The following is a 23,507-nucleotide window of genomic DNA, read 5'->3' as shown; positions in this document are numbered from 1 at the left end:
CGAAAAAAACACGCAAGGTAGGATTAATTTCTATAGATTATTGATTTACATCGGTATCTTTGTCCGATCGGATCATGCGCGCATAATCCGGGGAAACCTTTACAAAACGAAATATAGAATAGAGTATGAACATCTTGATTATTGGTTCGGGAGGAAGAGAATCGGCCTTTGCATATAAATTATCATCTAGTCCAAAGTTAAATAAGCTGTTTATTGCACCCGGGAATGCCGGGACAAGCCAATATGGCCAAAACGTGGACTTACAGGTAACGGATTTCCAGGGAATCGCCTCTTTTGTGCTGTCCAACGATATTAATATGGTGCTCGTGGGGCCGGAGGAGCCACTGGTTAAAGGTATTCATGACTATTTCTTGGGGCGTGAAGATATAAAGCATATTCCTGTAATTGGTCCACAAAGCGAGGGCGCGCAGCTTGAGGGCTCGAAAGATTTTTCTAAAGAGTTCATGTTTAGGCACGGAGTACCAACGGCGGCATATCGGTCGTTTGATAAATCTAACTTAACAGAGGGACTCCAATATTTAGAAACGCAAAGTCTTCCTATTGTGCTTAAAGCAGATGGTTTAGCCGGGGGTAAGGGCGTGTTGATCTGTGAAACGCTTGAAGATGCGAAAAAGGAACTTCAAGCGATGATCGGCGAGGCGAAGTTCGGCAAGGCTAGCTCGGTGGTTGTTATTGAAGAATTCCTCAAAGGGATTGAGCTTTCAGTGTTTGTGCTTACCGATGGCGAAAATTATAAAGTTCTTCCTTCGGCCAAGGATTACAAGCGAATAGGCGAGGGAGACACGGGTTTAAATACGGGAGGCATGGGATCCATCTCTCCTGTTCCTTTTGCGGATGAGACGTTTTTAGAAAAGGTCGAGTCGCGTATTATTAAGCCGACAATCGACGGACTAAAACAAGACGGCATCCCCTATAAAGGATTTATCTTTATTGGGTTGATGAATGTCGGTGGTGAGCCATTTGTAATTGAATATAACGTACGCATGGGGGATCCCGAGACGGAATCGGTGCTGCCACGTATTGAGTCAGACTTAGTAGACCTTCTCGAAGGTGTTGCCAATGGTGATTTGGATAAGCGTTCCTATACGGTAAGTCCGAAGACTGCGGTCACCATAGTTTTAGTCTCTGGAGGGTATCCAGGTGCTTATCAAGCGGGCATGGAAATTACCAATATGGAGAATGTCGAAGACTCCATCGTTTTTCATGCAGGGACCAAAGAGGTCGATGGTAAAATTGTTACTGCTGGTGGGCGTGTTTTGGCGGTTACTACGTTGCAAGATTCCTTGTTCGAAGCACTTCAACAAGGAACAGCTGATGCGGGAAGAATCTTTTTTGAGCGCAAATATTTCCGTAAAGACATCGGTTTCGATCTAATTTAAAAAATAATCTTTTCAATGTCAATCTATTATAGTTTTGGCTGTTGAAATGTTTTGGTGATACAAATATTGCTGCTATATTTGCATCACCAAAAGCAAATGGCCCGTTCGTCTAGGGGTTAGGACGTTAGATTTTCATTCTAGAAACAGGGGTTCGATTCCCCTACGGGCTACTTTTTATTATATCAAAAGATGCTAAAACCCTGCAAATCATACATTTGCAGGGTTTTTTGTTGCCGTCAAAATTCCAAATTATGCACCAATTCGCAATAAAAATGAGCGTAATTCGGTGCGTACCCAAAGCGGAAACAATACGCACCGAATTGAGCCTAACAATTTGAAAAATAACACGTTCGATAAACGAACATCTTGACAGCAGGTCTTTACATCCTTACTTTTGTTTAACTTTTTAATACTTGTTATCATGAGAGGTAATTACAACCTGCTTTTTTACCTACGAAAGCAAAAAGTCTACAAAGGTGGCCCGATCGCCATCTACATGCGCATTACCGTCAGCGGAAAACGTGCCGAGATGTCCACCGGGCGCACCATCGACACCGACCGTTGGAACAGCCGTGCCGGGCGTGCCATCGGCACCAAAGAAGATGCAAGGACGCTGAACGCCTATCTTGACAGCCTACAGAACAAAGTAAGTGCTGCCCATCAGGCACTGATGAATGCAGACGGGCCAATTACTGCCGAGAGCCTGCAGAACCAATTTTTGGGAAAGACAAAGAAAAGCCGCTACTTGATGGAACTGTTCGCCGAGCACAACAAAAAGGTGGAAGCACTCATCGGCAACGGCTTCGAATCCAATACGCTCAAAGGTTATAAAACTTCCGAGAGACATCTCAAAGGCTTCCTGAAATCCGAGTACGAAAAATCCGACATCGAGATTAGCCAGCTTGACCACGCCTTTGTCACCGGATTTGAGTTCTACCTGAAAACCCAATGCAAATGCAGTGGCGTATCCGCCGCAAAGTACATCAAACACCTCAAAAAGGTCACTAACCATTGCCTTGCCCACAGATGGCTGGATGCAAACCCGTTCATCAGCTATAAATCAACCGCAAGGGCGAAAGAGCGCGTGTTCCTTACGCAGGACGAACTGGAAAAGATGACTGCCAAGAAAATAGATATTGACAGGATTGCACAGGTAAGGGATGTTTTCGTTTTCTGCTGTTACACCGGACTTTCCTATGCCGATGTACAAAAACTGCAAAAGCACGAAGTTGCCAAGGGCATGGACGGAGACCTTTGGATATTCACAGATAGGAAAAAGACCGGTACGGCCAGCCGGATACCGCTGTTGCCTGCCGCAGTTGCCATACTGGAACGCTACGCCGACCATCCGGTTTGCGTGAACAAAGACCTGCTCCTGCCGGTACTCAGCAATCAAAAGATGAACAGCTACCTGAAAGAAATAGCCGATATCTGCGGAATTGCCAAACCGCTGACCTTCCATATTGCCCGACATACCTTTGCCACAACGGTGACTTTATCCAATGGCGTGCCGATTGAAAGCGTGTCCAAGATGCTGGGGCATACCAATATCAAGACTACCCAGCACTATGCAAAAATACTGGACGTAAAGGTCAGCCAAGATATGGCAATGCTTAAACAAAAGTATGTAATTGCATAAATATCCGTATTTGTGGTTGCAAAGCGTGACCACAAATACTATCATTAAAGAATAAAAACCTTAATTTTAGATTTTATGACAAACGATCAAATTATTATATATCAAACAGCGGACGGTCAAACATCTATTGACGTAAAGCTAGAATATGATACTATCTGGCTTTCACTCAACCAATTGACTACATTATTCGGAAGAGATAAGTCTGTCATATCAAGGCACTTGAAGAATATTTTTAAGGAAGAAGAATTAGATCGGAATTCAGTTGTTGCAAAAAATGCAACAACTGCCAGTGATGGGAAAACTTACGAGGTAGAATACTATAACCTTGATGCGGTGATTTCTGTTGGCTATCGTGTAAATTCAAAGCGTGGCACGCAATTCCGCATCTGGGCTAATCAGGTCCTCAAAGAATACCTGGTGAAAGGTTATGCTGTTAATGAACAAAAGTTAAGGGAGCAGACCGAACAGTTCAATTCCTTAAAACACACCGTAAACTTATTGGGGAATGTTTTAAAGAACAAGGAGTTGACCTCTGACGAAGCCACCGGCCTATTAAAGGTGGTTACAGATTACAGTTATGCGTTGGATATTCTGGACAGATACGACCATCAGCAATTGACTCTTGAAGGCACTTCGGATCAGCAGTTATTTACAGCCACCTATGAAGAAGCTATGCAGGCCATTAAGGATCTGAAAGATAAATTTGGCGGCAGTCCGTTGTTCGGAAATGAAAAAGACAGTTCTTTCAAAGGATCAATAGGTACAATTTACCAATCCTTTAGCGGCGTTGAATTTTATCCGACCATTGAGGAAAAAGCGGCCAACCTTCTATATTTTGTGGTCAAGAACCATTCCTTTTCCGATGGCAACAAACGAATAGCTGCTTACCTGTTTGTCTGGTTTTTGGAAAAAAACAAGATATTGTACCGGGAAGATGGCTCAAAACGAATAGCTGATAATGCCTTGGTCGCATTGACACTGATGATTGCAGAAAGTAAGCCCAATGAAAAGGATATGATGGTGAAAGTTGTGGTCAACCTGATCAATCCACGGAACGATTGATTAGGAAAAAAAGAACAAACACTTGCTTTTTAATAGCCTTAAAGAAAAAACACAGACACATTCGTAACTTTGTATAACCACCAGATCGGCAATCTTATGAACGAATATTTCAAACCCCGTCCCCGTTTTGGGAAAAGGAAGCCGTATTGGTCAGGGAGGGCAAGCACCTCTCCAAGAGCAGGCATGGACGGAACAACCGAGAGAAGATCCACCTCCGGGCACATTCATCGCCTACCTGGACACCATCGACAAGAGGCATACGGCAAAGACCAAGGATGAGATCATCGCCGCCAAAGAGGAGGAGATCAGGAACCTGAAAGCAGTACTGGATGCTCTAAAAGTGGAACTTAAAGCAGCCCGGAGACTGGAAACCGAGGATTACATCAACATCACCAAAGACCAATTACTGACCTTTCTCGACCTCTGCCTGCAAATGCAGGAGATCAAATTCGAGGCTTCCTTCGATTTTGCGATAAAGTAAGTGCCCCTGATACGTAAATTTTGAAGGGTTCCTGGCGATATCTTGAGAAATTGCCTGTCTTTTGCACTTTTGATCTATAGCCTGAGGAGAATATCATTTGGACATTGAAAAAGCTTGATGTACATGAAACCAGTGAGATATTCGATGAGTTTGAAAAAATGAACTGTAAGGATCTGAAAAAGAAGCCGATGACCGACAGGCGTTATTCCCCTAGGCGCTATAAGAAAGCTCAGTACTTTCGAATATTAGCGAAGAAAAGTCCTCTTTACTTGTTAAAGGAGGACTTTTGTCGTTTCCAAGGAGAGGTCATCAATCCTTCATAAATGCCTTACCCTGCCTTGTTTAGTGGATTCTTCACGTTCTTGGCCGCATCTTCAAATGAGTAGGATTGAAAAAATTGAGATCTTTTAACAGAAGAAGGATGTTTTTATACATTAAGAAACACCAGGGGAGCAAACTTCTGACGGTTTCATGTTATTGTTGATTATACGATACACATGAAACTCCTTTATGTTTTTTATTTTTTATACGGTATACATGAAACTTTGTGTATATTTATGCAGTATATACGATATACATGAAACTATATTGAGATGAAGCTGATAGAACGTCCTATTTATACAAACCGTATTATACCATTTATTGATAAGCAGGTGATTAAAGTACTTACTGGGCAAAGACGTGTAGGGAAAAGTTATGTAATGATGCAATTGATGAACCACATTAGAACTACGGTTGCTGATGCTAACATCATATACATCAACATGGAGATGGAAGATTTTATTCCAATCATTAGTAATATTGAGCTAAATGAGTATCTAAAGGATAAATGGATTGAAGGTAAACCTAATTACCTGTTCATTGATGAGGTGCAAGAAATTGCTTCTTTTGAACGTTCGTTACGTAGTTTGTTGGCAAAGAACACTTGTGATATTTATTGTACAGGAAGTAATGCCAATATGTTATCGGGTGAGTTAGCAACGCATCTTTCAGGTAGGTATGTGACTTTTCATATTCATAGCTTAAATTATCAAGAATTTCTTCAGTTTCATGGCCTCGAAAATTCATTCGAAAGCATGTTGAAATATTTGAAATATGGGGGAATGCCATTTTTAGCCAACTTAGGCTTGGAAGATGATACGCCTTTTGAGTATTTGCGTAACGTATATTCAACCATTCTTTTAAAGGATGTTGTGGCTCGTGAGAATATACGAAACATATCTTTTTTAGAGAATTTAGTAGCCTATCTGGCGGATAATATAGGTTCACTTTTTTCTGCAAGTAATATTAGTAAGTATTTGAAATCCCAAAAGGTAGATATCACTCCTCAATTAACCATTAATTATCTTAGAGCGTTAGCGAATGCCTATTTTGTACATAAAGTAGTTCGCTCGGAAATAGGTGGCTTGAAGATCTTTGAAATAGGAGAAAAGTATTATTTTGAAGATACAGGTTTACGGAATTCTATTGTTGGTTTTAATCAGCGGGCAGATCTTCATAAGCTATTGGAAAATGTGGTATATGTTCATCTCCTCCATCAAGGTTATACTGTATTTGTAGGAAAATTAGGCAATAGGGAGATTGATTTTACTGGAGATAAAAATGGAGTTAAGATTTATGTACAGGTTTGCTTGACGCTTTATCATGAGGAGACGATAGAACGTGAATTTGGCAATCTTAAACAGATTGAAGATAACTATCCTAAATATGTGGTTACTTTCAATGATGCTATACTAGGTGAAAATCACGGGGGAATATTGCAGAAAAACCTGATTGATTTTTTAATGATGGATGTTTAATAGTGCGTTTACTATTACACTCGTGTTGTTTATTTACTCTGGTTTGAGTAATTAATAATACTTTCTGAGCAAGTCATTATAAATGAAATCATCCCGCAAGCTGTTCCAAAACTTTAATAAAGAGATTCAACTTCCTTCCTCTTAGGGCTTCATATCTTGAAATAAAAACATACAAAATCCTGCAAATTAAACGTTTGCAGGCTTTTTGTTTTTTACAGCATCCTGATTCATTCAATTATTCGCATAAAAACAGTGAGGATCAAACAAAAAAGTTGGGGGGCAATAAATTTACGCGTAGATTTTAGAGAGCCTGAACACAAAGAACTCCACGTTCCTTACCCCCCTGAACAGTGCCCTCAATCCATTTATCTTGGCATTGAAAGATTCCGCTGAAGTGCATAATCCGGAGCAAAAGCACCCAAAATCATTAAGAAAACCTTGGTTTTTGGTTATATGTCGTCGAGGGTTAGATTGATTGCGTAGCAGTACCCGCCGGAATGGCAGGCGATTAATCGCTATAAACGCCATTCTACCTTTTATTTATTGCCAGATTAGAGGGGTCAACATGCTCCGGTATATCCACCTGTCTTAATAGTTTATTTATGACGGCCATTAACAGCCACCTTGCTTGGCTTGCCTTTACTTTTTTAACGTTCATATAATTCTTTGCAAGGGGTGTTAAATCGGATCGCTGACCATGAGGCAATATCATGAGGCAATATAAGGTAGCGAGCGAAGTTCTGGGTCGCCATGTCGAGTACTGATTCCTTTAGTTTTAATTGATGTTCCCGACTGCTGATAGCTGGGGCGCACGCCTATGTATTTTGCAAACTTCTATCCAGATTATCGGTTTTCGTGGTACATAGCATCAATCTAGCCACAGAGGATCTTGAAATGGATTCCCCTGTTTTATGGAGCTCCACTGTGATCCGGGGGCTACCATAGATATAGCCACTGGATTTATGAACCTCCCGGATTTTCTCAAGGAGCACCCTCGATCGGTGTGACCGCGCACTTTCCGGGCGGACCAACCACCGATAAAAACAATCACTACTAACATTCAATACTGTGCGCATCTACTCGACGGAATATAGGCGGATATCACTTACACCCCATGTTCAAGGGCTTTATGTATATGTTTGCTGATTCATAGTGTAAGATTTACGGCCGTACTGGATACGAATGGCATCTATCCGGTAATTATAATATCGAGAACATATTTCTATATTAATAAACTGATAATCAAGGCTGAGGACCAGTTCGTAAATTTTAGTACGGACGACAATTGCTTATTAGATTCAATAATCTCCGGTGTAAAAGTTCTAGAAATGGAGATTAAGGCGTACAGTAAAATTGAATATTCAAAATAGTTAGACAAAATAGTGAATTCATCACCCGACAAGGTACGGATTAGAAACGGAGAGACTAAATACACCATCCAATTAAGTATTGTCGTACACCATATGTATTTAGTTGCCGAATCTAGTATTTCTGGCTTATTATCCTTAGATCTAAATATCTTGAGAATCATTCTATTTAGGTATCGTAACGGATAGATTCCTATAAAAAGCCATATAGGCCGGTATAACACCAGGATTATACCTGTGTATATTACTACAATAATGATAATTTTTAATTCGGCCATTGTTCAATTTATAATCAAAAAAAATATACGCAACGATTAAAAATCAGCGATATATTAACTTGGTTTCAACAAAAATTCATAAGATAATTCTCAATACAGCAAATGTAAAAAAGCAGTCAAACGATAGAAATGATAACATTCCCAGTTTTGTGACCTGATTCGACATAACGATGGGCGTCAACAGTATCATCTAAAGCGTACTGCCTATCAATTATTGGTCTGAACGAACCCTGGTGTGCAAGGTTCCGAAGGAAGAGTACATCATCCTTGTCTATGGTCGGGATGTGGAACAGCACTTTCTTGCCGTTCCCGAAAGGCGTGGTCAGGGCAAGCCAGATGTTTATCCCACGTTTGCCGAGTTCGGTCGAGGTATAGATACCCTTCGGTTTCATCAACGGTTTGCACTCAGCAAAAGAACTCTTTCCTACGGCGTCAAAGACAAAATCAAAACGATGCGTTGTTTTCGTAAAATCCTGCGTCTGGTAGTCTATCACTTCGTCAATACCCAAAGATCGGATGAGATCAACGTTTTTTGTATTTACCACGGCCACGACGTAGGTCCCGAAATGCTTTAGTAACTGCACTGCAGCCGAACCGATAGCGCCAGTAGCACCGTAAACCAATACGACATCACTTTTTTTTACCTTTGCCGCCCGGATATTGTTCAGCGCATAATGGCTTCCCTCTGTCAGCGCTGCTGCTTCTAGATAATCCATCCCATCAGGGATAGAAGCTAGTGCGCCGTCGTCCCGAATCACCTTATACTCAGCATGCCCACCAAATCCACTATCATCATACCCAAAAACCCTGTCACCTACCTTGTGGTACCGAACACCTTGACCTGCTGCGACAACTTCCCCGGCAAACTCACAGCCCAAGACCGGAATCTTTGGTCGCAACAGTCCACTGAACAGCCGCGAGAGAAAGTACTTGGCACTCCTGAAACCCGTATCCGTGCGGTTCACCGTGCTCGCATGTACCTTGATAAGCACTTCTCCTGCACTTGGTTTTGGGTTTACTACCTTCTGTATGCTGACGACGTCCGGGCTTCCATATTTTTTGTAAACAGCTGCTCTCATCTTTTATTTCCTTTCCCCTAACAATAATGAAGGAATATCCAACTTCCTGATCAATCGCTTGCTGACTCCACGGTGGAACAATTCCTCAAAGAATCGATATGATTTCGGAATGGTGATGATCAATCCGGCGTGGTGGTCCTCCGCAACATCCTCGATCTCATCGGCGATGTTGTGATTCTCCGTATAACGGTTTTCCAGGTAGAATCCGTCCAACAAGTCTTGCATTTTGTATTGTTTCGGGGTGATATCCCGATCAAAACGCTTTCCCTCCCCGGCAACATTCAGCACAAGCAGCTTGGTTGTTAGGCGTTCCAGCCAAAACCTGATTTCACTCACGGGCGTACTGCGGGTTATCTGCTCGGCGGCAGCAGCATATTTTGCAGCATTCAGGGAGGATTCCGAGAAATCCGTTGTAATGATGATCGCTTTCATGGTGGCAGCTTTTCCAATAAAGATAGACATTGGCATGTTCACAATGCACACCAAGTGCATAATTTAATATTACCTTAACAGTCGAAAGGAATCAGATCAACAGCACTTTATGAATCCCACAAACTTTCTGGTCACGGCTCGTTTGGATCAGTCTTCTTTTGTGTTTTTAAACATTTAATGACAGAATTGCTTGTAACGAATTTTATGTATAATATCAATTTAGTATTTACCATCCATCAATCCGAGGGAAGCTGTAATTCCTATGAATTACATGATATCATTGAAGCAATATGACCTGAGGTTATATTCGAAGAACTATCGGAGGTTCAATCCCGACAACCGTATCTGGGAGACGGCTCAAAACGTATAGCTGATAATGCCTTGGTCGCATTGAAACTGATGACTGCAGAAAGTAAGCCCAATGAAAAGGATATGATGGTGAAAGTTGTGGTCAACCTGATCAATCCACGGAACGATTGATCAGGAAAAAAAGAACAATCGCTTGCATTTTAATTGCCATAAAGAAAAAACACAGACACATTCGTAACTTTGAAGCACCACCAGATCGGCAAGCTTATGAAAGGTTACAACAAATTAATGAACATAGACCTTATACTCGACAATATATATCCCCTTCCAGATACATCAAAAGAATTGCTCAAAAAATCTATTACAGCCGTTAAATATAGAAAAGGGCATATTCTTTTAAGAGCTGATAAAATTGAGAATAACATCTACTTTATAAAGAAAGGTGTAGCAAGAGCATATTCAAATAAAGGTAATACTGAAATAACTTTTTGGATTGGAAAAGAGGACGAAACTATTATCTCAATGAAAAGCTATATAGCTAATCAGAAAGGATATGAAGATGTTGAACTGTTGGAAGATTGTGAATTATATGAACTGAACACAACAGACCTGCAAAGGCTTTTTGAGAACGATATACATATTGCTAATTGGGGACGACGGTTTGCTGAAAAAGAGCTTATAAAAACAGAGGAGCGGCTTATTTCCCGACAAGTCCGAACAGCTACCGAACGCTACAAAGCACTTCTAGATGATAGCCCTGATTTAATAAAGCGAGTTCAATTAGGGCACATTGCATCTTATTTGGGGATAACCCAAGTAAGTTTGAGTAGAATTAGAGCAGAAATAAAGTAAACGGCTCATTTTTTATCATTTGTAAAATTTTCCCTGAATCTCATTTCCGATCTTTGTAGATAAGAAATCAAGAGAATGAATTGGATTATTTTAGTTGTTGCAGGATTCTTTGAAGTGGCTTTTGCATTCTGTTTAGGTAAAGCAAAAGAAACTATCGGAAATGAAATGTATTTGTGGTACGTAGGCTTTCTTGTTACTCTCGTTATCAGTATGGGCCTTTTGATCAAAGCAACCCAAACTTTACCAATCGGGACAGCTTACGCGGTTTGGACAGGGATTGGTGCAGTCGGAACGGTTTTAGTTGGTATTCTTGTATTTAAAGAACCGGCAACTTTTCTGCGATTACTTTTTCTTACTACTTTAATCGGCTCGATTGTCGGGCTTAAAGCTGTGTCAGCACATTAAGTAATATTTATAATGGAAAATATAATAGTACAAAAGGCAACATTAGACAATATTGAACAACTGCAGCAAATAGGCAGACAAACATTTTCAGAAACGTTTTCTTCAGGCAATACGGAAGAAAACATGAAAAAATATCTAGCGGAGGGATTTTCTTTTGAAAAGCTAACAGAAGAATTGAACGATAAAAATTCCGAGTTTTATTTTGCCTTATCTGAAACGAAAGTAATCGGTTATTTGAAAATCAATTTCGGGAAATCGCAAACAGAATTGCAGGACGATACAGCACTTGAAATTGAACGTATTTATGTTCTCAAAGAGTTTCACGGTAAAAAAGTTGGCCAAATCTTATATGAAGAAGCGATTGAAATAGCCAAACAAAAAAAATCAGACTATGTTTGGTTAGGTGTTTGGGAAGAAAATCCAAGAGCAATCAGCTTTTACAAAAAGAATGGCTTTGTAGAATTTGACAAGCATACTTTCAGATTGGGTGATGATGAGCAAACCGATATAATGATGAAATTAAAATTGGGATAAACCTTTTGATTGCTTTTTAAGGAATTAAAATCATAGTCCATGACATTTTGTTAAATACAAAAAGCAATTAGTGGAGGTTTTTGCTTTTTATAGAAAGCATTTTCAAATTAATGGTCAATTAGGTAAATTCACGTTGTTACTGCTCATCCCAGTACCTGACTAAGCGAAGAGGCTCGAGATAGTACTGTTTTGGATAAAATCCGGTCAATTCGATCGTTTGATCTCAAGGCACGGTCCCCAGCAATCTGCGTTTCCTTTTGATGGTTTTATACCGTATCTTAAAGGTATTGTAAGCGCGATCTAATATGTAGTAAGAGTTTAAAGCCGGGGAGCCTGATATGTGACAATATTGCAGTATTAATGAGATACAAATTATCTGCTGCCAAATTTGCGGGCTATTTTTGTTAAACTGCCGATGAACGGAGATAGGCATGTTTAGACGGTTTAGTTTGTCGTGCTTTCAGACGGGGTGGGCAGCGGTACAACTAACAATATGACAAAATTCAGACGCCTGCATGATGATTGTGCCTTATAGGCAACTAATAGAAATAATATCGAAATAAAAAAAGAAGAAAATGAACGTACTTGTAATAGGTGGTGGTAATATGGGAGTGGCGTATGCGGAAGCAATCGCTAAGTCCAGTTTTTTAACTGCCGGAACTTTAATGATTATAGATAAAAGCAAAGAAAAGCGCGAGGAACTACGAGCTTGTGGCCTTTTCGATGTGCATGAGCAATTAGACTCCTGTTTGTCAAAAGCGGACGTGGTATTGATTGCTGTCAAACCAGTACACGCAGCTGCATTGATGGAAGAAATGAAACCGCTGATTTCGAGCGAGCAATTGTTTGTGTCCATCATGGCGGGCGTAACTATTGATACGATAAAACAAGGTCTTAGCGCCGTCAAAGTGGTACGTGCTATGCCAAACCTACCGGCATTGGTCGGCTTAGGGATGACATCCTTCATCGGTTCTGAAGAAGTGTCTCGACTGGAGCTAGCGGCTATCGAACAGTTGCTTGATACCACAGGTCGTTCAATTAATCTAAGCTCCGAATCAGAAATCGATGCTTCTACTGGAATTTCAGGAAGTGGTCCAGCATATATATTTTATTTTATGCAGGCTTTAATGGATGCAGCGTTGAAAATGGGCTTTGATCAAAGTGATGCGCGGCTCTTAGTAGGACAAACATTTTCTGGGGCTGTCGAGCTATTTAATTTATCAACCCTCAGCCCTGAAGATTGGATGACAAAGGTTGCTTCCAAGGGCGGTACCACTCGCGCTGCGCTGGACTCTATGGATGACAATAACGTCAATGCATTCATACAAGAAGCTGCTTATGCTGCTTTTCACCGTGCGGAAGAATTGGGAAAGCAAACTGATGGAAAGGAGGTCAACGATGGATAATGGGGTTTCTACAGGCGCACCTATACAGCGGGTCGTTATCAAGATAGGTACTCATGTCATCACCAATAAAGATCGTCGCATCGTTGGGAAAATTTTGGCAAAACTTGTGGAGCAGATTGTTTACCTCTATGAACACGATACACTCGTCGTACTGGTTTCCTCCGGTTCAGTGATTGCTGGCAAGGAAGTTATGGGGCACCAATTGAAAACAACGGATAAGATTACTCGTCGGCAAGTGTTCTCAGCTGTCGGACAACCGCGCATGATGCGACACTACTATAATCTGTTTCATCATCATGGCATGCGCTGCGCTCAAGTGTTGGCAACCAAGCGCGATTTCGATTTGGGGAAGCATCGTGACAATATGGTCAACTGCTATGAAGGTCTGTTGGCCGAAGGAGTTATTCCGATTGCAAACGAGGATGACGCAGTGTCTCTTTCGATGTCAACCTTTACCGATAACGACGAATTGGCCGGCCTGGTCGCCGAATTGATCCATGCCGATATGCTGATCCTACTCACCGATATCGACGGCCTGTTCAACGGGCACCCTGAGGATCCAGAGAGTGAGTTGATTCCTCACCTCCGTGTTGAGGATCCGGTGGAACAGTACATCAGACAAACCAACAAAGGGGAGGCTGAGGGACGCGGTGGTATGGCGTCCAAGCTACGCGTGGCAAAGCAATCTGCTCGACGGAATATCCCGACGGTCATTGCTAATGGTAAAACAGACCATATTATTACCGATATTGTCTATGGCAAAGAAAGGGGTACAAAGATTACTCGCTAATCACTCCAGACGTTGGAATCTCTTACTACATTTCAAATACGAGAGCGTGACATAACTAATGATGCTATAATGGTCATTTAAATAGCCTTAGAGCTCGCTTATTGTGTTCAGGCTTTGCGCAAGGTTGACAAAGGGGCTCGCTTTACTTCGGTGCTTTCCGCCAAGCGGGGCGTACAGCTCCAAACTTGATTTGAGAAGCGGGCCTTCGGCGATATGATTGATCTCGTCCTTGTTCATCGCTGATCGATAGAACAGCCAATCTTTATAGGCGATTTTCTTGGGGATATTTGAGCCGCCAATCTGTAAATCACGAGCTGTAAGTTTTTCATTGATGGTGCCTTGCAAGATGCCGTCTATATACACCATAGTGATGCCCTTCGCATAATAATGAGTTAAGACTAGTGTATGCCATTGGTTGTCGTTTACTTTTATTCCCACGACCGTGTCCGACTTTGGAGAAGTGTAAACCAGCTGTCCTTCGTTATGAATGGCAATTATTCCTTTTCCTTCGTTGTTTTTTTTGTCGGTTGCGGCAAACTGTAAGACCTGGCCAATGCCACCCGTTTTAAAAGTGATTGCTGTGGTGAAAGGATGAACAATATGTTCAGGCGTAAATCGTAACGATTTTGTTTTCTTATTCTTGTTTTTGAAGACGAGGTGCGATCCTTTCACCCTTTCTGGCAAGGGTTTATTCTTCTCTAGCGCATCGAATAGAGAAGGAACGATGGTGTATGCCATTTCTAAATGTCCGGCATCATTCGGATGGGCTCCATCTGCCCAATAGCCGTCCATCCAATGACCAGAAAGGTCATCGATTGCACCTAGCAAATTAATGCTCGGTACATCCCAGGTATGGATCAATAGATTGATTCGCTTGATGAAGTCGTAGTCACGATTGTTATAATCGTTCCGGGTATAACTATTCGTGACAACGGGAATATAGCCGTCAGCGCGCGCTTTTTCAATGAGTATTTTCATGTTCTTTTCAAACTGATCGAAAATCACCTTCCCCTGTTCATGAATACCTTCATTGCCTAGCGCTAGCGCAAAAACAACGTACTGGCCGTTTTGAGGTAAGAGGTCCTTTTCATAACGTTTCAGCACCTTTAGTGTGTTGTCTCCACCGATGCTAATATTCGTCGTCTCCCACTGTGTTTTATTGGGTGATATGCGTTTTTGAAGAATCTCAGAGAATATGCTCGTATAGCCAAATTTGTTGGTTGCTCCTTCTCCTTTCGGGACCGAAGATCCAAAATAAACTATTTTTTTGGTGCTGCTTTTCTCAGAATACTTTTGACTATAAGCATTAGCGGAAAGAAAAAGTGTTGTAATAAGAATTAGTGATCGGAGGAGTAGGCTATGCATCATATTCCAAATATAATAAAATTACATAGCGTTGATTCTGTTAAATTGGTAGACTTTGAACTGCATATTAACAAGGGTAGTTTCTTGCATAAAACGAGATGAAAATACAAACAATCGACAAAACGATCACGATCAATGCTCCGGCCCGAAAGGTATGGCAGGTATTGTGGGACAAAGATTACTATAAAAAATGGGCTGCCTCATTCACGTCCGGCTCACACTACACAGGCGAGCTGATCCAGGGCGGCCAGATCCAATTCCTCGATCCTCAAGGTAGTGGTATGCAAAGCGCGGTGGCCTCGCTTATCGAAAACCGTGAAATTACCTTCCACCACCTCCATGAATTGCACGCTGGGAAAAAGGGGCAGAGTTTGGGAAGCATGAGCGAGCGGTACCTGCTTGACGAGCAGAATGGCGTAACCACATTGTCTGTGAAGTCAGATATGCCCGAAGAATATTTCAGCGCTATGGGGGCCGCTATGCATGAGGCTCTGCAGACCGTAAAAAAATTGGCCGAAAGTTAACCCGCCATTGTAATCGTATTCAAGAATAGGAAAGACAGCATTTGAACATATAGAGGGGCAATTTAGCCCCTTTATTGCTTTGGTGACTGTCTTTGTCTTAAAAGCGGGGAATTAAGGTTCGTTATAGTCCAGGTTATTTCGTTTTAAACCCCGAGGAAATCGGCCATTGTTTAAATACTGCTCGGCGGGATATATTGACCAAAGGAGATATTATGCTATTAGGAGTTTCTCGCTTCCTTGGCAGGATAAATATAGAATTCATTGAAGGAATGTTCTTCGGAAAAGAACTTATTCATATTTTTGATTGTAATATACGCGTGGAGGTTATGAAATGGCGCTATTATATATAACGACTAGAAGATGAAAATTTTGTATATCCTATTAACGGCTAGTGTCATTTTCGTCGCTCCAACCGTCTTTAGTCAGACACTCGACACGCTGGTTGATGTAGGCACACATAAATTGCACTTTAGAGTTATGCCAGGGAAAGGGTTGCCCATCGTTTTTGAATCTGGCGGAGGAAATGACGGTTCCGTTTGGGGTAACGTAATGCGTTTACTTCGAGAGCAAACCGACGCTCCACTAATTGCATACGACCGTGCAGGGTTTGGAGAAAGTGAAATTGATACAATGCATGTGAATATTATAAACGAGGTCAAAGATTTACAAACGGGATTAAAAAAGTTAGTTAGTGGGTCCGCGTATTTTTTTGTTGCGCACTCCTTAGGAGGTAACTATGCGATGAAATTTATCTCAGATCGCCCCAGTTATGTAAAAGGCGCTGTGTTTATTGACGTGGTTAGCCCCTACTTTATGACCGAAGTTCGAGCGGCTAATACCAAAAAACTTTGGGCTTCAGATCTTGAAGAAATAAAGAAAGAAAGTATAGGTTTCTACCATTTGGCCCTGAACTACGAATGCACAAGCAGGGTTCTGCGGAATGTTGCCAATTCAATCGAAATTCCCCTTACCGTTATTGCTTCTGGCAAGACTCCGTTTGAAGGAGAAGATAGGAAGCTATTTTTGAAAGCGCTTAAACGCTTTGCAATGGATAGGAAGAATCGCAAGTATATCCTCGTGGAGGATGCTGATCATTATGTTTTCTATGATCAGCCTCACTTAGTGGTTGATGAAATTATCAATTTATACAATACGATTAAAGAGCCATGAATGAAGCATTAAAACCTACAGCAAAGTGGTTGTCTACCAAAAGTGGCTTAACCATTCAAAACCTTCGAGTAGATCCTGAGTGTGCGGCATATAGTGGCTATAATTTTAATGCTGGAAACATTAGAATAAAGTTTCGCAATGCGAAAGTCACGCCTAAGAAAGTAGGCCAGTTTGTTACCCTATGGAAACGAAATACTTTTGGTCATACGGAACCTTTTGACCTTCACGATGCGTTTGATTTTTATATCGTTGCGACGCAGAAAGAAGAGAAATCTGGTTTTTTCTTTTTTTCCAGACTGACATTGGCGGAGCTCGGCGTAATAGCTTCACCTCAACAAGAAGGCAAACGAGGTTTTCGGGTTTACCCCGCCTGGGAAATCCCGCTCAACAAACAAGCTGAACAAACAAAAAAGAGACAAATGGAATGTTTCATTGATTTGATCGCGGACCCGAATAAAAACATTGAAAAGTTTAACAGACTTCTTGAGAACGGTATCAATAAAATGTGATAGTGGCACCTTTACGTGCCGCTCGTGTCACTGTCCATCTACCTTTTGTAGTTTCGAATTACCGTCATCAAATCGGCGAGCGAGCGCAACGAGCCGATAAAATAAGTAAGCGAGGTATACCATTCAATGCGTTTACGAAGGGCCTGGTTTAATAAGCGGGTTCGACCGCTGTTCGGTAAACGTAATTAAATTAACCTGTAGTGGGTTTAAAAACATAAAGTGCACTTGTGTTTTCTCCTCATCCATCAAGCCCTGGCGATTGAACCATAGTAAAATTTTTCCGGAGAACTCGGGGTTCGGAAGAGGGGAAAATAAGACAAGCCCCAACGGGGAGGAGGGGCAATGTCTAGCTAACCAATTATAAACTTAAATTATGATAGTTGCAGAGGAAGGATTCGAACCTTCGAGGTGTTTCCCAAAAACGCTCTGCGCGACTAATTCCTTATAGCCACTGCAAATATAGTATTCATTCTTTTCTCTTAGGTGACCAAATAATTCATTTAACGAAGGCTTAATATACGGGAAACATTCGGGGAGCGAATCTAGTGGAAAGATGGCCTTTTATCAGGAAACGACGGATCATTTTGCAGAAGAAATTACCTTCTATAAATCATCGGTGCTGTTTGGGCGACAAGCAACTGGCAAAGTAAAAAGCAAAAATGCTTTCTAAAATTTGCGAAACCAAAAGGTTGCAGGTATATTTGCAACTAAATGGTTTCGTAAATAAAAACTACAAACGAATGAGAAGAGATGTTTTTCAGGCTGTAGCCGACCCAACAAGACGGGCAATCATTGCGTTAATTGCCATGCAAGCAATGACGCCTAACGGCATCGCGCAGCATTTCGATAGTACACGGCAGGCGGTTTCCAAACACCTACGCATCCTAGTCGAATGTGAGCTTGTCAAGCAGCAGCATAAAGGGAGAGAGATCTATTATCAGCTCGAAATTGATAAAATGAAAGAAATTGACAATTGGTTACAGCAGTTCCGCGAAATCTGGGAAATACGCTTCAATCAATTAGATGATTTATTGGCAAACGTTAAAAAAGAGAAACAATGAGCAGTAATTTATTATTTGACTTCCGGGTCAACAAAGCGAAAAAAACAATTCACATCACACGTGAATTTGATGCTGAACTCGAGCTTGTTTGGCAAGCATGGACAACACCAGAGCTACTTGATAAGTGGTGGGCACCCAAGCCTTATCATATTGAAACGAGAATATTAGACTTGAAAGTAGGTGGAAAATGGCTCTATGCAATGGTCAGCCCGCAGGGGGAGAAAACATGGTGCAAAGCAGATTACAAGGCTATCGATAAAAACAAAATGCTTTCGTGGTTAGATGCCTTTTGCGACGAAGATGGAATAGAAAATTCCGTGAAGCCGCGTTCTTTTTGGACAAATAATTTTTCTGAAAATAAGGGCGTCACTACCGTCAATATTACCTTAACGCACGATAAACTTGAAGATATTGAAACAATGATTGAAATGGGCTTCAAAGAAGGGATCACCATGGCGCTCGAGAATCTTGACCAATATTTGGAAGCACAATTTAAATTACGCAAACAGAATAAAACCGGCAACGCGGCGAGAGTTTGCAGCTACCTGAATTTTGACGGAAAGACCGAAGAGGCTTTTTTGTTCTACCGATCCGTCTTCAAAACAGAATTTCTAGGAAAAGGTATGCAGCGTTTCGGCGATATTCCTGTTGAAGATGGACGTGCTGCTGTTGCCCCATTGGTAGAGAAGATGATCTTGCATGTTCAGTTGCCGATTACCGGCGGTCATATTTTAATGGGTACCGATGCACCTAAAGAGATGGGGTTTACCCTGCGTAAGGGAAACAATATGCATATCTGCATTGAACCCGAAACCAGAGAAGAGGCAGATCGGTTGTTCAATGAACTTTCTGCGGGCGGAAAGGTGACGATGCCAATGGCAGACATGTTTTTTGGTGCCTATTTCGGCGAATTCTCAGATAAACATGGAATTAATTGGATGATTAATTTTCAACAAAACTAAAACTCCATTATACGCAGTGATTTCTGGACGAACATTTGTCGAGAAATGGGCAATAAAGTTCGGATAGAAATGCTGCGGTACAATGGTACATTGGGTGAGCAGGAAAGGGAGGTAGAAATGGACTTTAAGGAAAAAAGGAGCGTAGACCTGAACCGATTGCCGTTAACGTTGAAAAAGTAACGGCCAACGCATAACTGCAAAAAAAAATTCCGAAGCGGGGAGCTCCGGAATTTTTACTAACTAACCAATTATTAACCTAAATTATGAATTACAACTATAACGGCAGGGAAACCCGAATTGTTACATCTGGTCAACCGTATTAACATAAATTAACTATGTGCGGTAGTTTCGGTTGAACATTTGTCGAGAAATGGGCGATAAAGTTTGGTTAGATATGCTGTGGTGCAAGGGTACACTGGGTGAGCAGGAAAGGGAGGTAGAAATGGACTTTAAGGAAAAAATGAGCGTAGACCTGAACCGATTGCCGTTAACGTTGAAAAAGTAACGCTCAACGCATAGCTGCAAAAAAAAATTCCGAAGCGGGGAGCTCCGGAATTTTTACTAACTAACCAATTATTAACCTAAATTATGAATTACAACTATAACGGCAGGGAAGCCCGAGTTGTTACATCTAGTTAACCGTATTAACATAAATTAACTATTTGCATCCGGACAAAGACCAAATATCCATGACAAGGGGAGAGTATTGTTGCGATCAGCTTACCGCTAATTTCCTGCGGCTACTAGGAGTACGCTCCCTTAGGAATTCGAGCGCCGAGCATGTTCGGCGCTCGAACCATGATAATGTAATTTTTTCGATTCCTACCCAGAAATATTAATAACTTATATATTAAATGTATAGTTTGCAGTGAACTTAATAGGAAGACATTGATGAAAAAAGAATATTGGTTATTGGATGAGGAACATTCGAGCATAGTTTTTAAAGTGAAACATATGGTTATCTCCACGGTGATGGGGCACTTTCCGCGTTTCCAGGTAAATGCGACTATCGAAGACTCAGATGTTAAGAAAGGGTCAATAGAGTGTATAATTTACCCAAAAGATGTTACCACAAATGATAAATACCGGGATAACCATCTCGTCTCACCAGAGCTTTTTGATGTCGAACGTTATCAAGAGATTCGGTTTATATCCGAAGACTTTAAGCGCACAGCCAAAGAGTTCCATCTAAAGGGCGAGCTTACTATTAAGGATATCACCAAGACCATTGAGATTCCAGTCACTTTCTTAGGAAAAAATAAAGTAAATAATATTGAGCGCGCTGCCTTTGAGAGCAATTTTGTGATCAATAGAGACGACTTCAATTTAACGTACACACCATTGATCGAAAGCGGGGGAATGGTGCTCGGCAATGAGGTATCATTAAGTGTGCACGTAACTTTAATTAATAAACAAGTGTAATTAACGCGTTATTATGGAAGAATATAAAACAGTGTCTGCCTCACGAACGATTATGACGGAACTTATGATCCCCGCATACTCTAATTTCGGCGGAAAAATTCACGGAGGTACCATCCTTTCGATTATGGATAAAGTCGCCTACGCCTGCGCCGCCAAGCACTCGGGAGCATACTGCGTAACGGCATCCATTGATAAGGTCGACTTTTTGGTGCCTGTTGAAGTTGGCGAAATTGTTAGTTTTGAAGCTACAGTACATTATGTTGGAAAAAGTTCGATGGTCATCGGTATAAAAGTAAGTGCTGAAAACATTCGAAAGAAAACGGTGAATCAGACGAATGCAAGTTTTTTTACGATGGTCGCCGTGGACGAGGAAACAGGAAAACCGCAAGTAGTGCCGGGACTTATTTTGCAAGAGGCTGACGAGGGGCTCAAGTTTATCACCGCGATGCACCGCAAAGAACTGAACGCCTATTACAAAAAGGAAAGTGAGCATATGAAGCAAGAGTATGAAAAAGACGAATACATGAAGCTGCTCGAAAAGGAGCGATGTAAAATAGAGATTGCACCGGACACGCCTATTCGCGGTGCAATAATTTGATCGATATCTATCGCTGGGGGGCCATGCTTCGTTGTACGATAGGAATTTGAGGTTTGTTGGGGCAACTTTTCTTGGTCGCTAATAGCACTCTACTCGGAGTCAAACTATGACTACATTTTCAATTTTTATTAATGATCGTTTATTGTCAGGATGATCTTTTTCTGTAACTTAGGGAGGCCTGCGAAATAGTTCGGGGAAGACAATTATTAACAATCATTTTTAAGATTTTTTATGAAACCAATGTGGAAGTGGATTATTGGCTTTTTATTAGTGCTTATTGTGGCTTGTTTTGCCCTGTCAGCCTATTTTTCCAGGAACTGGAAGCCAGTAGTGGAGGAGAAGTTGCAGGAGTTGGTGAAAAAATCCACCGATAGCTTGTACCGGTTGACCTATGAAGATTTGGATTTTAACGTCGCCCTTGGCAATGTAACGCTCAAAAATGTAACTTTCCGATCGGATTCCATTGTTTACGCCCAGTTGGAGGATCAGGGTGCCGCGCCGGATAATGTGTACGATATCACGTTTAAGGAGCTAAAGATTAAGCGCCTTGGAATCATCGATATGGTTAAAAACAAAGTGTTGAACATCAAGTCAATCACTTTTGAACAGCCGGAGCTAGTGCTTCGAAGCAAATATCACGCTTATAACGATACGATTCGTGATAAACAGCAACCTTCCCTCTATGAAAACGTGCGCAGTGTGTTTGAGAAGGTGAACGTTGATGACCTGCAGCTTGAAGATCTTAAGGTCAAGTACATGAACCTGGATAAAAAACGTTCAAGTGATCTGGAACTCGCCAATGTACAAATTCGAGTGCACGATGTGCTTATCGATGAAACCTCTCTGTCGGACACTTCCAGGTTTCTGTACACCAAGCTGGTCGAGGTAATCGTGCCGGGCTTCACCTATAAATTTTCCGACGGCTTCTACCAAGCCAGTTTTCAGGAGATGAAAGTAAACACCCAGGAGCAAAATGTGCTCCTTACGGCGGTTTCCTTCGAGCCGCAAATGGGGCGTGAGGCATACTTCAAGAAAAGGGGTGAAAACAGGGCGATGATTAATTTTTCTGCCGATACCCTACGGATGGAGACGCTCGACTTTCGAAAGCTTCTTGATTTTAAGCAGGTGATAGCCAGTAGAGTGCAACTAAAAAATGGAGGGCTAAAGATCTTTGGAGATAAACGCTATAAGAAAAACCCCAAGAACCAGATCGGACAGGCTCCGCATCAAAAGCTTATGCGCTTAAAAAGCCTGCTGGCACTCGACTCGGTGTTTGTGGAAAATTTCGACGTGGTATACGCCGAGATGAGTGGTAAGTTTCATAAAATTGGGGAGGTATCCTTTGCGGGTACCTCGGGTTATTTAGCCAATGTTACCAACGATTCCACAAGGCTGGAAAAAGACAAAATAATGCATGTTAACATGAACACGCGGATTATGAACCACGGGAATATGCATGCTAAGTTTGAGCTCGATATGCTGAGCAAAGCGGGAAGCTATCGCTATTCGGGTAGTGTTGGTTCGATGAGCGCGACACACTTCAACCGGGTACTGACGCCGCTTCTAAATATAGAAATTGGCTCTGGGAATATACGCAGTATCAATTACAATATGTATGCTACGGACCACCGCAGCAACGGGGATTTTCGGTTTGATTACGACGACTTGAAGATAAAAATACTGGATCGTAAAGAAAAAACTACCAAGCGGGTTATTTCATTCTTGATTAACCAGATCCTAATTAACGATAGTAATCCCGACGCCAATGCGGTCTACCACGTAGGTAAGGTCGAGCATCGACGCGATCCCACACACACCTTTTTTAAAGATATGTGGCAAAGCCTGCTCGAAGGAATCAAGCAGACTGCAGGGATTAGCAAAGAGCGTGAGGCTCGTCTAACGGGCTCTGCTGAGGAGGTGCAATCGACCCTCGAGCAAACCAAGGGGAAGGTTAAAAAAACAAAAGGTTTTTTTAATCGCCTTTTCAAGAAGGATAAACAGCCCTCGGATTAAATGATTAATCCTTTCTATTTCCGCGGTTAAGGAAAAAAAACCTAGTTTTG

25 protein-coding genes, 1 tRNA gene and 1 pseudogene are annotated in these 23,507 nt (G+C 41.6%); 22 read left to right on the top strand and 5 right to left on the bottom strand.

The features are described 5' to 3' along the window. Positions 1 to 125 precede the first annotated feature (125 nt). The 7 genes from purD (at position 126) to FM107_RS02425 (ending at position 6,381) form a co-directional block, all read left to right on the top strand. The gene (gene purD, locus FM107_RS02455; RefSeq protein WP_086946922.1) at positions 126 to 1,400 is read left to right on the top strand and encodes a phosphoribosylamine--glycine ligase; all 1,275 of its coding nucleotides are present in this window, start codon (positions 126 to 128) and stop codon (positions 1,398 to 1,400) included. A 98-nt stretch (positions 1,401 to 1,498) separates the two neighbouring features. Next, a tRNA-Glu gene (locus FM107_RS02450) sits at positions 1,499 to 1,570 on the top strand. Between the two features lie 251 nt (positions 1,571 to 1,821). After that, positions 1,822 to 3,039 (top strand): site-specific integrase, encoded by a 1,218-nt coding sequence (locus FM107_RS02445; RefSeq protein WP_086946921.1) that lies wholly within the window; start codon positions 1,822 to 1,824, stop codon positions 3,037 to 3,039. Positions 3,040 to 3,114: 75 nt separating this feature from the next. Further along, on the top strand, positions 3,115 to 4,101 hold the full coding sequence (gene rhuM, locus FM107_RS02440; RefSeq protein ID WP_086946920.1) for a virulence protein RhuM/Fic/DOC family protein: 987 nt from the start codon (positions 3,115 to 3,117) through the stop codon (positions 4,099 to 4,101). 127 nt (positions 4,102 to 4,228) lie between these two features. Next, positions 4,229 to 4,582, top strand: a complete 354-nt coding sequence (locus tag FM107_RS02435) for a hypothetical protein (RefSeq protein ID WP_086946919.1) — start codon at positions 4,229 to 4,231, stop codon at positions 4,580 to 4,582. A gap of 104 nt (positions 4,583 to 4,686) precedes the next feature. Then, entirely contained in the window at positions 4,687 to 4,905 is a 219-nt protein-coding gene (locus FM107_RS02430) for a hypothetical protein (RefSeq protein WP_086946918.1), read from the top strand. 270 nt (positions 4,906 to 5,175) lie between these two features. Further along, positions 5,176 to 6,381: an ATP-binding protein gene (locus FM107_RS02425; RefSeq protein WP_086946917.1), complete on the top strand. Its 1,206-nt coding sequence runs from the start codon at positions 5,176 to 5,178 to the stop codon at positions 6,379 to 6,381. A 708-nt stretch (positions 6,382 to 7,089) separates the two neighbouring features. Here FM107_RS02425 and FM107_RS20155 read toward each other — a convergent pair. The 4 genes and pseudogenes from FM107_RS20155 to FM107_RS02390 form a co-directional block, all read right to left on the bottom strand. Then, positions 7,090 to 7,203, bottom strand: a pseudogene (locus tag FM107_RS20155) (hypothetical protein); the annotation flags it as partial. Then, the gene (locus FM107_RS20150; RefSeq protein WP_086946914.1) at positions 7,197 to 7,457 is read right to left on the bottom strand and encodes an IS3 family transposase; all 261 of its coding nucleotides are present in this window, start codon (positions 7,455 to 7,457) and stop codon (positions 7,197 to 7,199) included. The gene FM107_RS20150 and the pseudogene FM107_RS20155, both read right to left, overlap by 7 nt. Before the next feature lie 685 nt (positions 7,458 to 8,142). Continuing rightward, a complete protein-coding gene (locus FM107_RS02395) occupies positions 8,143 to 9,105 on the bottom strand; it encodes an NAD(P)-dependent alcohol dehydrogenase (protein WP_086946912.1) in 963 nt (320 codons plus the stop codon). A gap of 3 nt (positions 9,106 to 9,108) precedes the next feature. Beyond that, the gene (locus FM107_RS02390; protein ID WP_179204382.1) at positions 9,109 to 9,537 is read right to left on the bottom strand and encodes a universal stress protein; all 429 of its coding nucleotides are present in this window, start codon (positions 9,535 to 9,537) and stop codon (positions 9,109 to 9,111) included. A gap of 576 nt (positions 9,538 to 10,113) precedes the next feature. Between FM107_RS02390 and FM107_RS02385 the strand changes: the two genes are divergently transcribed. From FM107_RS02385 to proB, 5 genes are all read left to right on the top strand, one after another. Beyond that, positions 10,114 to 10,698, top strand: a complete 585-nt coding sequence (locus FM107_RS02385; protein ID WP_256959295.1) for a Crp/Fnr family transcriptional regulator — start codon at positions 10,114 to 10,116, stop codon at positions 10,696 to 10,698. A gap of 75 nt (positions 10,699 to 10,773) precedes the next feature. Then, on the top strand, positions 10,774 to 11,103 hold the full coding sequence (locus FM107_RS02380) for a multidrug efflux SMR transporter (protein ID WP_086946910.1): 330 nt from the start codon (positions 10,774 to 10,776) through the stop codon (positions 11,101 to 11,103). A gap of 12 nt (positions 11,104 to 11,115) precedes the next feature. Continuing rightward, complete coding sequence (locus tag FM107_RS02375; RefSeq protein ID WP_086946909.1) at positions 11,116 to 11,637, top strand: GNAT family N-acetyltransferase; 522 nt, start codon at positions 11,116 to 11,118, stop codon at positions 11,635 to 11,637. A 575-nt stretch (positions 11,638 to 12,212) separates the two neighbouring features. After that, a complete protein-coding gene (gene proC, locus FM107_RS02370; RefSeq protein ID WP_086946908.1) occupies positions 12,213 to 13,043 on the top strand; it encodes a pyrroline-5-carboxylate reductase in 831 nt (276 codons plus the stop codon). Next, positions 13,036 to 13,833 carry a glutamate 5-kinase gene (proB, locus tag FM107_RS02365; RefSeq protein ID WP_218778905.1) on the top strand — a complete coding sequence of 266 codons (798 nt, stop codon included), beginning with the start codon at positions 13,036 to 13,038 and terminating at the stop codon, positions 13,831 to 13,833. Before proC ends, proB begins: the two co-directional genes overlap by 8 nt. A gap of 87 nt (positions 13,834 to 13,920) precedes the next feature. On the opposite strand, the gene FM107_RS02360 is transcribed toward proB, so the two are convergent. Continuing rightward, positions 13,921 to 15,201: a GDSL-type esterase/lipase family protein gene (locus FM107_RS02360; protein ID WP_086946906.1), complete on the bottom strand. Its 1,281-nt coding sequence runs from the start codon at positions 15,199 to 15,201 to the stop codon at positions 13,921 to 13,923. 95 nt (positions 15,202 to 15,296) lie between these two features. Here FM107_RS02360 and FM107_RS02355 point away from each other — a divergent pair, with 95 nt between their 5' ends. The 10 genes from FM107_RS02355 to FM107_RS02320 all read left to right on the top strand — a co-directional run bounded on the left by FM107_RS02355 (position 15,297) and on the right by FM107_RS02320 (position 23,457). Then, entirely contained in the window at positions 15,297 to 15,722 is a 426-nt protein-coding gene (locus tag FM107_RS02355) for an SRPBCC domain-containing protein (RefSeq protein WP_086946905.1), read from the top strand. 360 nt (positions 15,723 to 16,082) lie between these two features. Further along, positions 16,083 to 16,892: an alpha/beta fold hydrolase gene (locus tag FM107_RS02350; RefSeq protein WP_086946904.1), complete on the top strand. Its 810-nt coding sequence runs from the start codon at positions 16,083 to 16,085 to the stop codon at positions 16,890 to 16,892. Then, positions 16,889 to 17,401 carry a MepB family protein gene (locus FM107_RS02345; RefSeq protein ID WP_086946903.1) on the top strand — a complete coding sequence of 171 codons (513 nt, stop codon included), beginning with the start codon at positions 16,889 to 16,891 and terminating at the stop codon, positions 17,399 to 17,401. Before FM107_RS02350 ends, FM107_RS02345 begins: the two co-directional genes overlap by 4 nt. Positions 17,402 to 18,141: 740 nt before the next feature. After that, positions 18,142 to 18,462, top strand: a complete 321-nt coding sequence (locus FM107_RS02340) for a helix-turn-helix transcriptional regulator (RefSeq protein WP_086947194.1) — start codon at positions 18,142 to 18,144, stop codon at positions 18,460 to 18,462. After that, a complete protein-coding gene (locus FM107_RS20085; RefSeq protein ID WP_086946902.1) occupies positions 18,459 to 19,424 on the top strand; it encodes an SRPBCC domain-containing protein in 966 nt (321 codons plus the stop codon). Before FM107_RS02340 ends, FM107_RS20085 begins: the two co-directional genes overlap by 4 nt. Before the next feature lie 45 nt (positions 19,425 to 19,469). Next, the gene (locus tag FM107_RS19865) at positions 19,470 to 19,604 is read left to right on the top strand and encodes a hypothetical protein (protein WP_256959293.1); all 135 of its coding nucleotides are present in this window, start codon (positions 19,470 to 19,472) and stop codon (positions 19,602 to 19,604) included. Between the two features lie 190 nt (positions 19,605 to 19,794). Next, positions 19,795 to 19,929 (top strand): hypothetical protein, encoded by a 135-nt coding sequence (locus tag FM107_RS19860; RefSeq protein ID WP_256959292.1) that lies wholly within the window; start codon positions 19,795 to 19,797, stop codon positions 19,927 to 19,929. A 386-nt stretch (positions 19,930 to 20,315) separates the two neighbouring features. Continuing rightward, complete coding sequence (locus FM107_RS02330) at positions 20,316 to 20,846, top strand: YceI family protein (RefSeq protein WP_086946901.1); 531 nt, start codon at positions 20,316 to 20,318, stop codon at positions 20,844 to 20,846. Between the two features lie 13 nt (positions 20,847 to 20,859). Further along, positions 20,860 to 21,444, top strand: a complete 585-nt coding sequence (locus FM107_RS02325; RefSeq protein WP_086946900.1) for an acyl-CoA thioesterase — start codon at positions 20,860 to 20,862, stop codon at positions 21,442 to 21,444. A gap of 231 nt (positions 21,445 to 21,675) precedes the next feature. Then, on the top strand, positions 21,676 to 23,457 hold the full coding sequence (locus FM107_RS02320; RefSeq protein ID WP_086946899.1) for a hypothetical protein: 1,782 nt from the start codon (positions 21,676 to 21,678) through the stop codon (positions 23,455 to 23,457). Positions 23,458 to 23,507: the final 50 nt, after the last annotated feature.

This window comes from Sphingobacterium sp. JB170 (genome assembly GCF_900163865.1).
Classification (GTDB): Bacteria; Bacteroidota; Bacteroidia; order Sphingobacteriales; family Sphingobacteriaceae; genus Sphingobacterium.
Note: the sequence above shows the minus strand (reverse complement) of the source record. Positions and strands in the feature narration are given on the sequence as shown.

What these genes read in the sequence shown, in the direction of transcription:
- rhuM (WP_086946920.1), top strand. Translation starts at nt 3,115, where the DNA reads ATGACAAACGATCAAATTATTATATATCAAACAGCGGACGGTCAAACA.
- FM107_RS02385 (WP_256959295.1), top strand. Translation starts at nt 10,114, where the DNA reads ATGAAAGGTTACAACAAATTAATGAACATAGACCTTATACTCGACAAT.
- FM107_RS02350 (WP_086946904.1), top strand. Translation starts at nt 16,083, where the DNA reads ATGAAAATTTTGTATATCCTATTAACGGCTAGTGTCATTTTCGTCGCT.
- FM107_RS02425 (WP_086946917.1), top strand. Translation starts at nt 5,176, where the DNA reads ATGAAGCTGATAGAACGTCCTATTTATACAAACCGTATTATACCATTT.
- FM107_RS02360 (WP_086946906.1), bottom strand. Translation starts at nt 15,201, where the DNA reads ATGATGCATAGCCTACTCCTCCGATCACTAATTCTTATTACAACACTT.
- FM107_RS02380 (WP_086946910.1), top strand. Translation starts at nt 10,774, where the DNA reads ATGAATTGGATTATTTTAGTTGTTGCAGGATTCTTTGAAGTGGCTTTT.
- FM107_RS20085 (WP_086946902.1), top strand. Translation starts at nt 18,459, where the DNA reads ATGAGCAGTAATTTATTATTTGACTTCCGGGTCAACAAAGCGAAAAAA.
- FM107_RS19865 (WP_256959293.1), top strand. Translation starts at nt 19,470, where the DNA reads ATGGGCAATAAAGTTCGGATAGAAATGCTGCGGTACAATGGTACATTG.
- FM107_RS02345 (WP_086946903.1), top strand. Translation starts at nt 16,889, where the DNA reads ATGAATGAAGCATTAAAACCTACAGCAAAGTGGTTGTCTACCAAAAGT.
- FM107_RS02375 (WP_086946909.1), top strand. Translation starts at nt 11,116, where the DNA reads ATGGAAAATATAATAGTACAAAAGGCAACATTAGACAATATTGAACAA.
- FM107_RS02330 (WP_086946901.1), top strand. Translation starts at nt 20,316, where the DNA reads ATGAAAAAAGAATATTGGTTATTGGATGAGGAACATTCGAGCATAGTT.
- purD (WP_086946922.1), top strand. Translation starts at nt 126, where the DNA reads ATGAACATCTTGATTATTGGTTCGGGAGGAAGAGAATCGGCCTTTGCA.
- FM107_RS02445 (WP_086946921.1), top strand. Translation starts at nt 1,822, where the DNA reads ATGAGAGGTAATTACAACCTGCTTTTTTACCTACGAAAGCAAAAAGTC.
- FM107_RS02355 (WP_086946905.1), top strand. Translation starts at nt 15,297, where the DNA reads ATGAAAATACAAACAATCGACAAAACGATCACGATCAATGCTCCGGCC.
- FM107_RS20150 (WP_086946914.1), bottom strand. Translation starts at nt 7,457, where the DNA reads ATGCGCACAGTATTGAATGTTAGTAGTGATTGTTTTTATCGGTGGTTG.
- FM107_RS19860 (WP_256959292.1), top strand. Translation starts at nt 19,795, where the DNA reads ATGGGCGATAAAGTTTGGTTAGATATGCTGTGGTGCAAGGGTACACTG.
- FM107_RS02395 (WP_086946912.1), bottom strand. Translation starts at nt 9,105, where the DNA reads ATGAGAGCAGCTGTTTACAAAAAATATGGAAGCCCGGACGTCGTCAGC.
- FM107_RS02320 (WP_086946899.1), top strand. Translation starts at nt 21,676, where the DNA reads ATGAAACCAATGTGGAAGTGGATTATTGGCTTTTTATTAGTGCTTATT.
- proB (WP_218778905.1), top strand. Translation starts at nt 13,036, where the DNA reads ATGGATAATGGGGTTTCTACAGGCGCACCTATACAGCGGGTCGTTATC.
- FM107_RS02325 (WP_086946900.1), top strand. Translation starts at nt 20,860, where the DNA reads ATGGAAGAATATAAAACAGTGTCTGCCTCACGAACGATTATGACGGAA.
- proC (WP_086946908.1), top strand. Translation starts at nt 12,213, where the DNA reads ATGAACGTACTTGTAATAGGTGGTGGTAATATGGGAGTGGCGTATGCG.
- FM107_RS02390 (WP_179204382.1), bottom strand. Translation starts at nt 9,537, where the DNA reads ATGAAAGCGATCATCATTACAACGGATTTCTCGGAATCCTCCCTGAAT.
- FM107_RS02340 (WP_086947194.1), top strand. Translation starts at nt 18,142, where the DNA reads ATGAGAAGAGATGTTTTTCAGGCTGTAGCCGACCCAACAAGACGGGCA.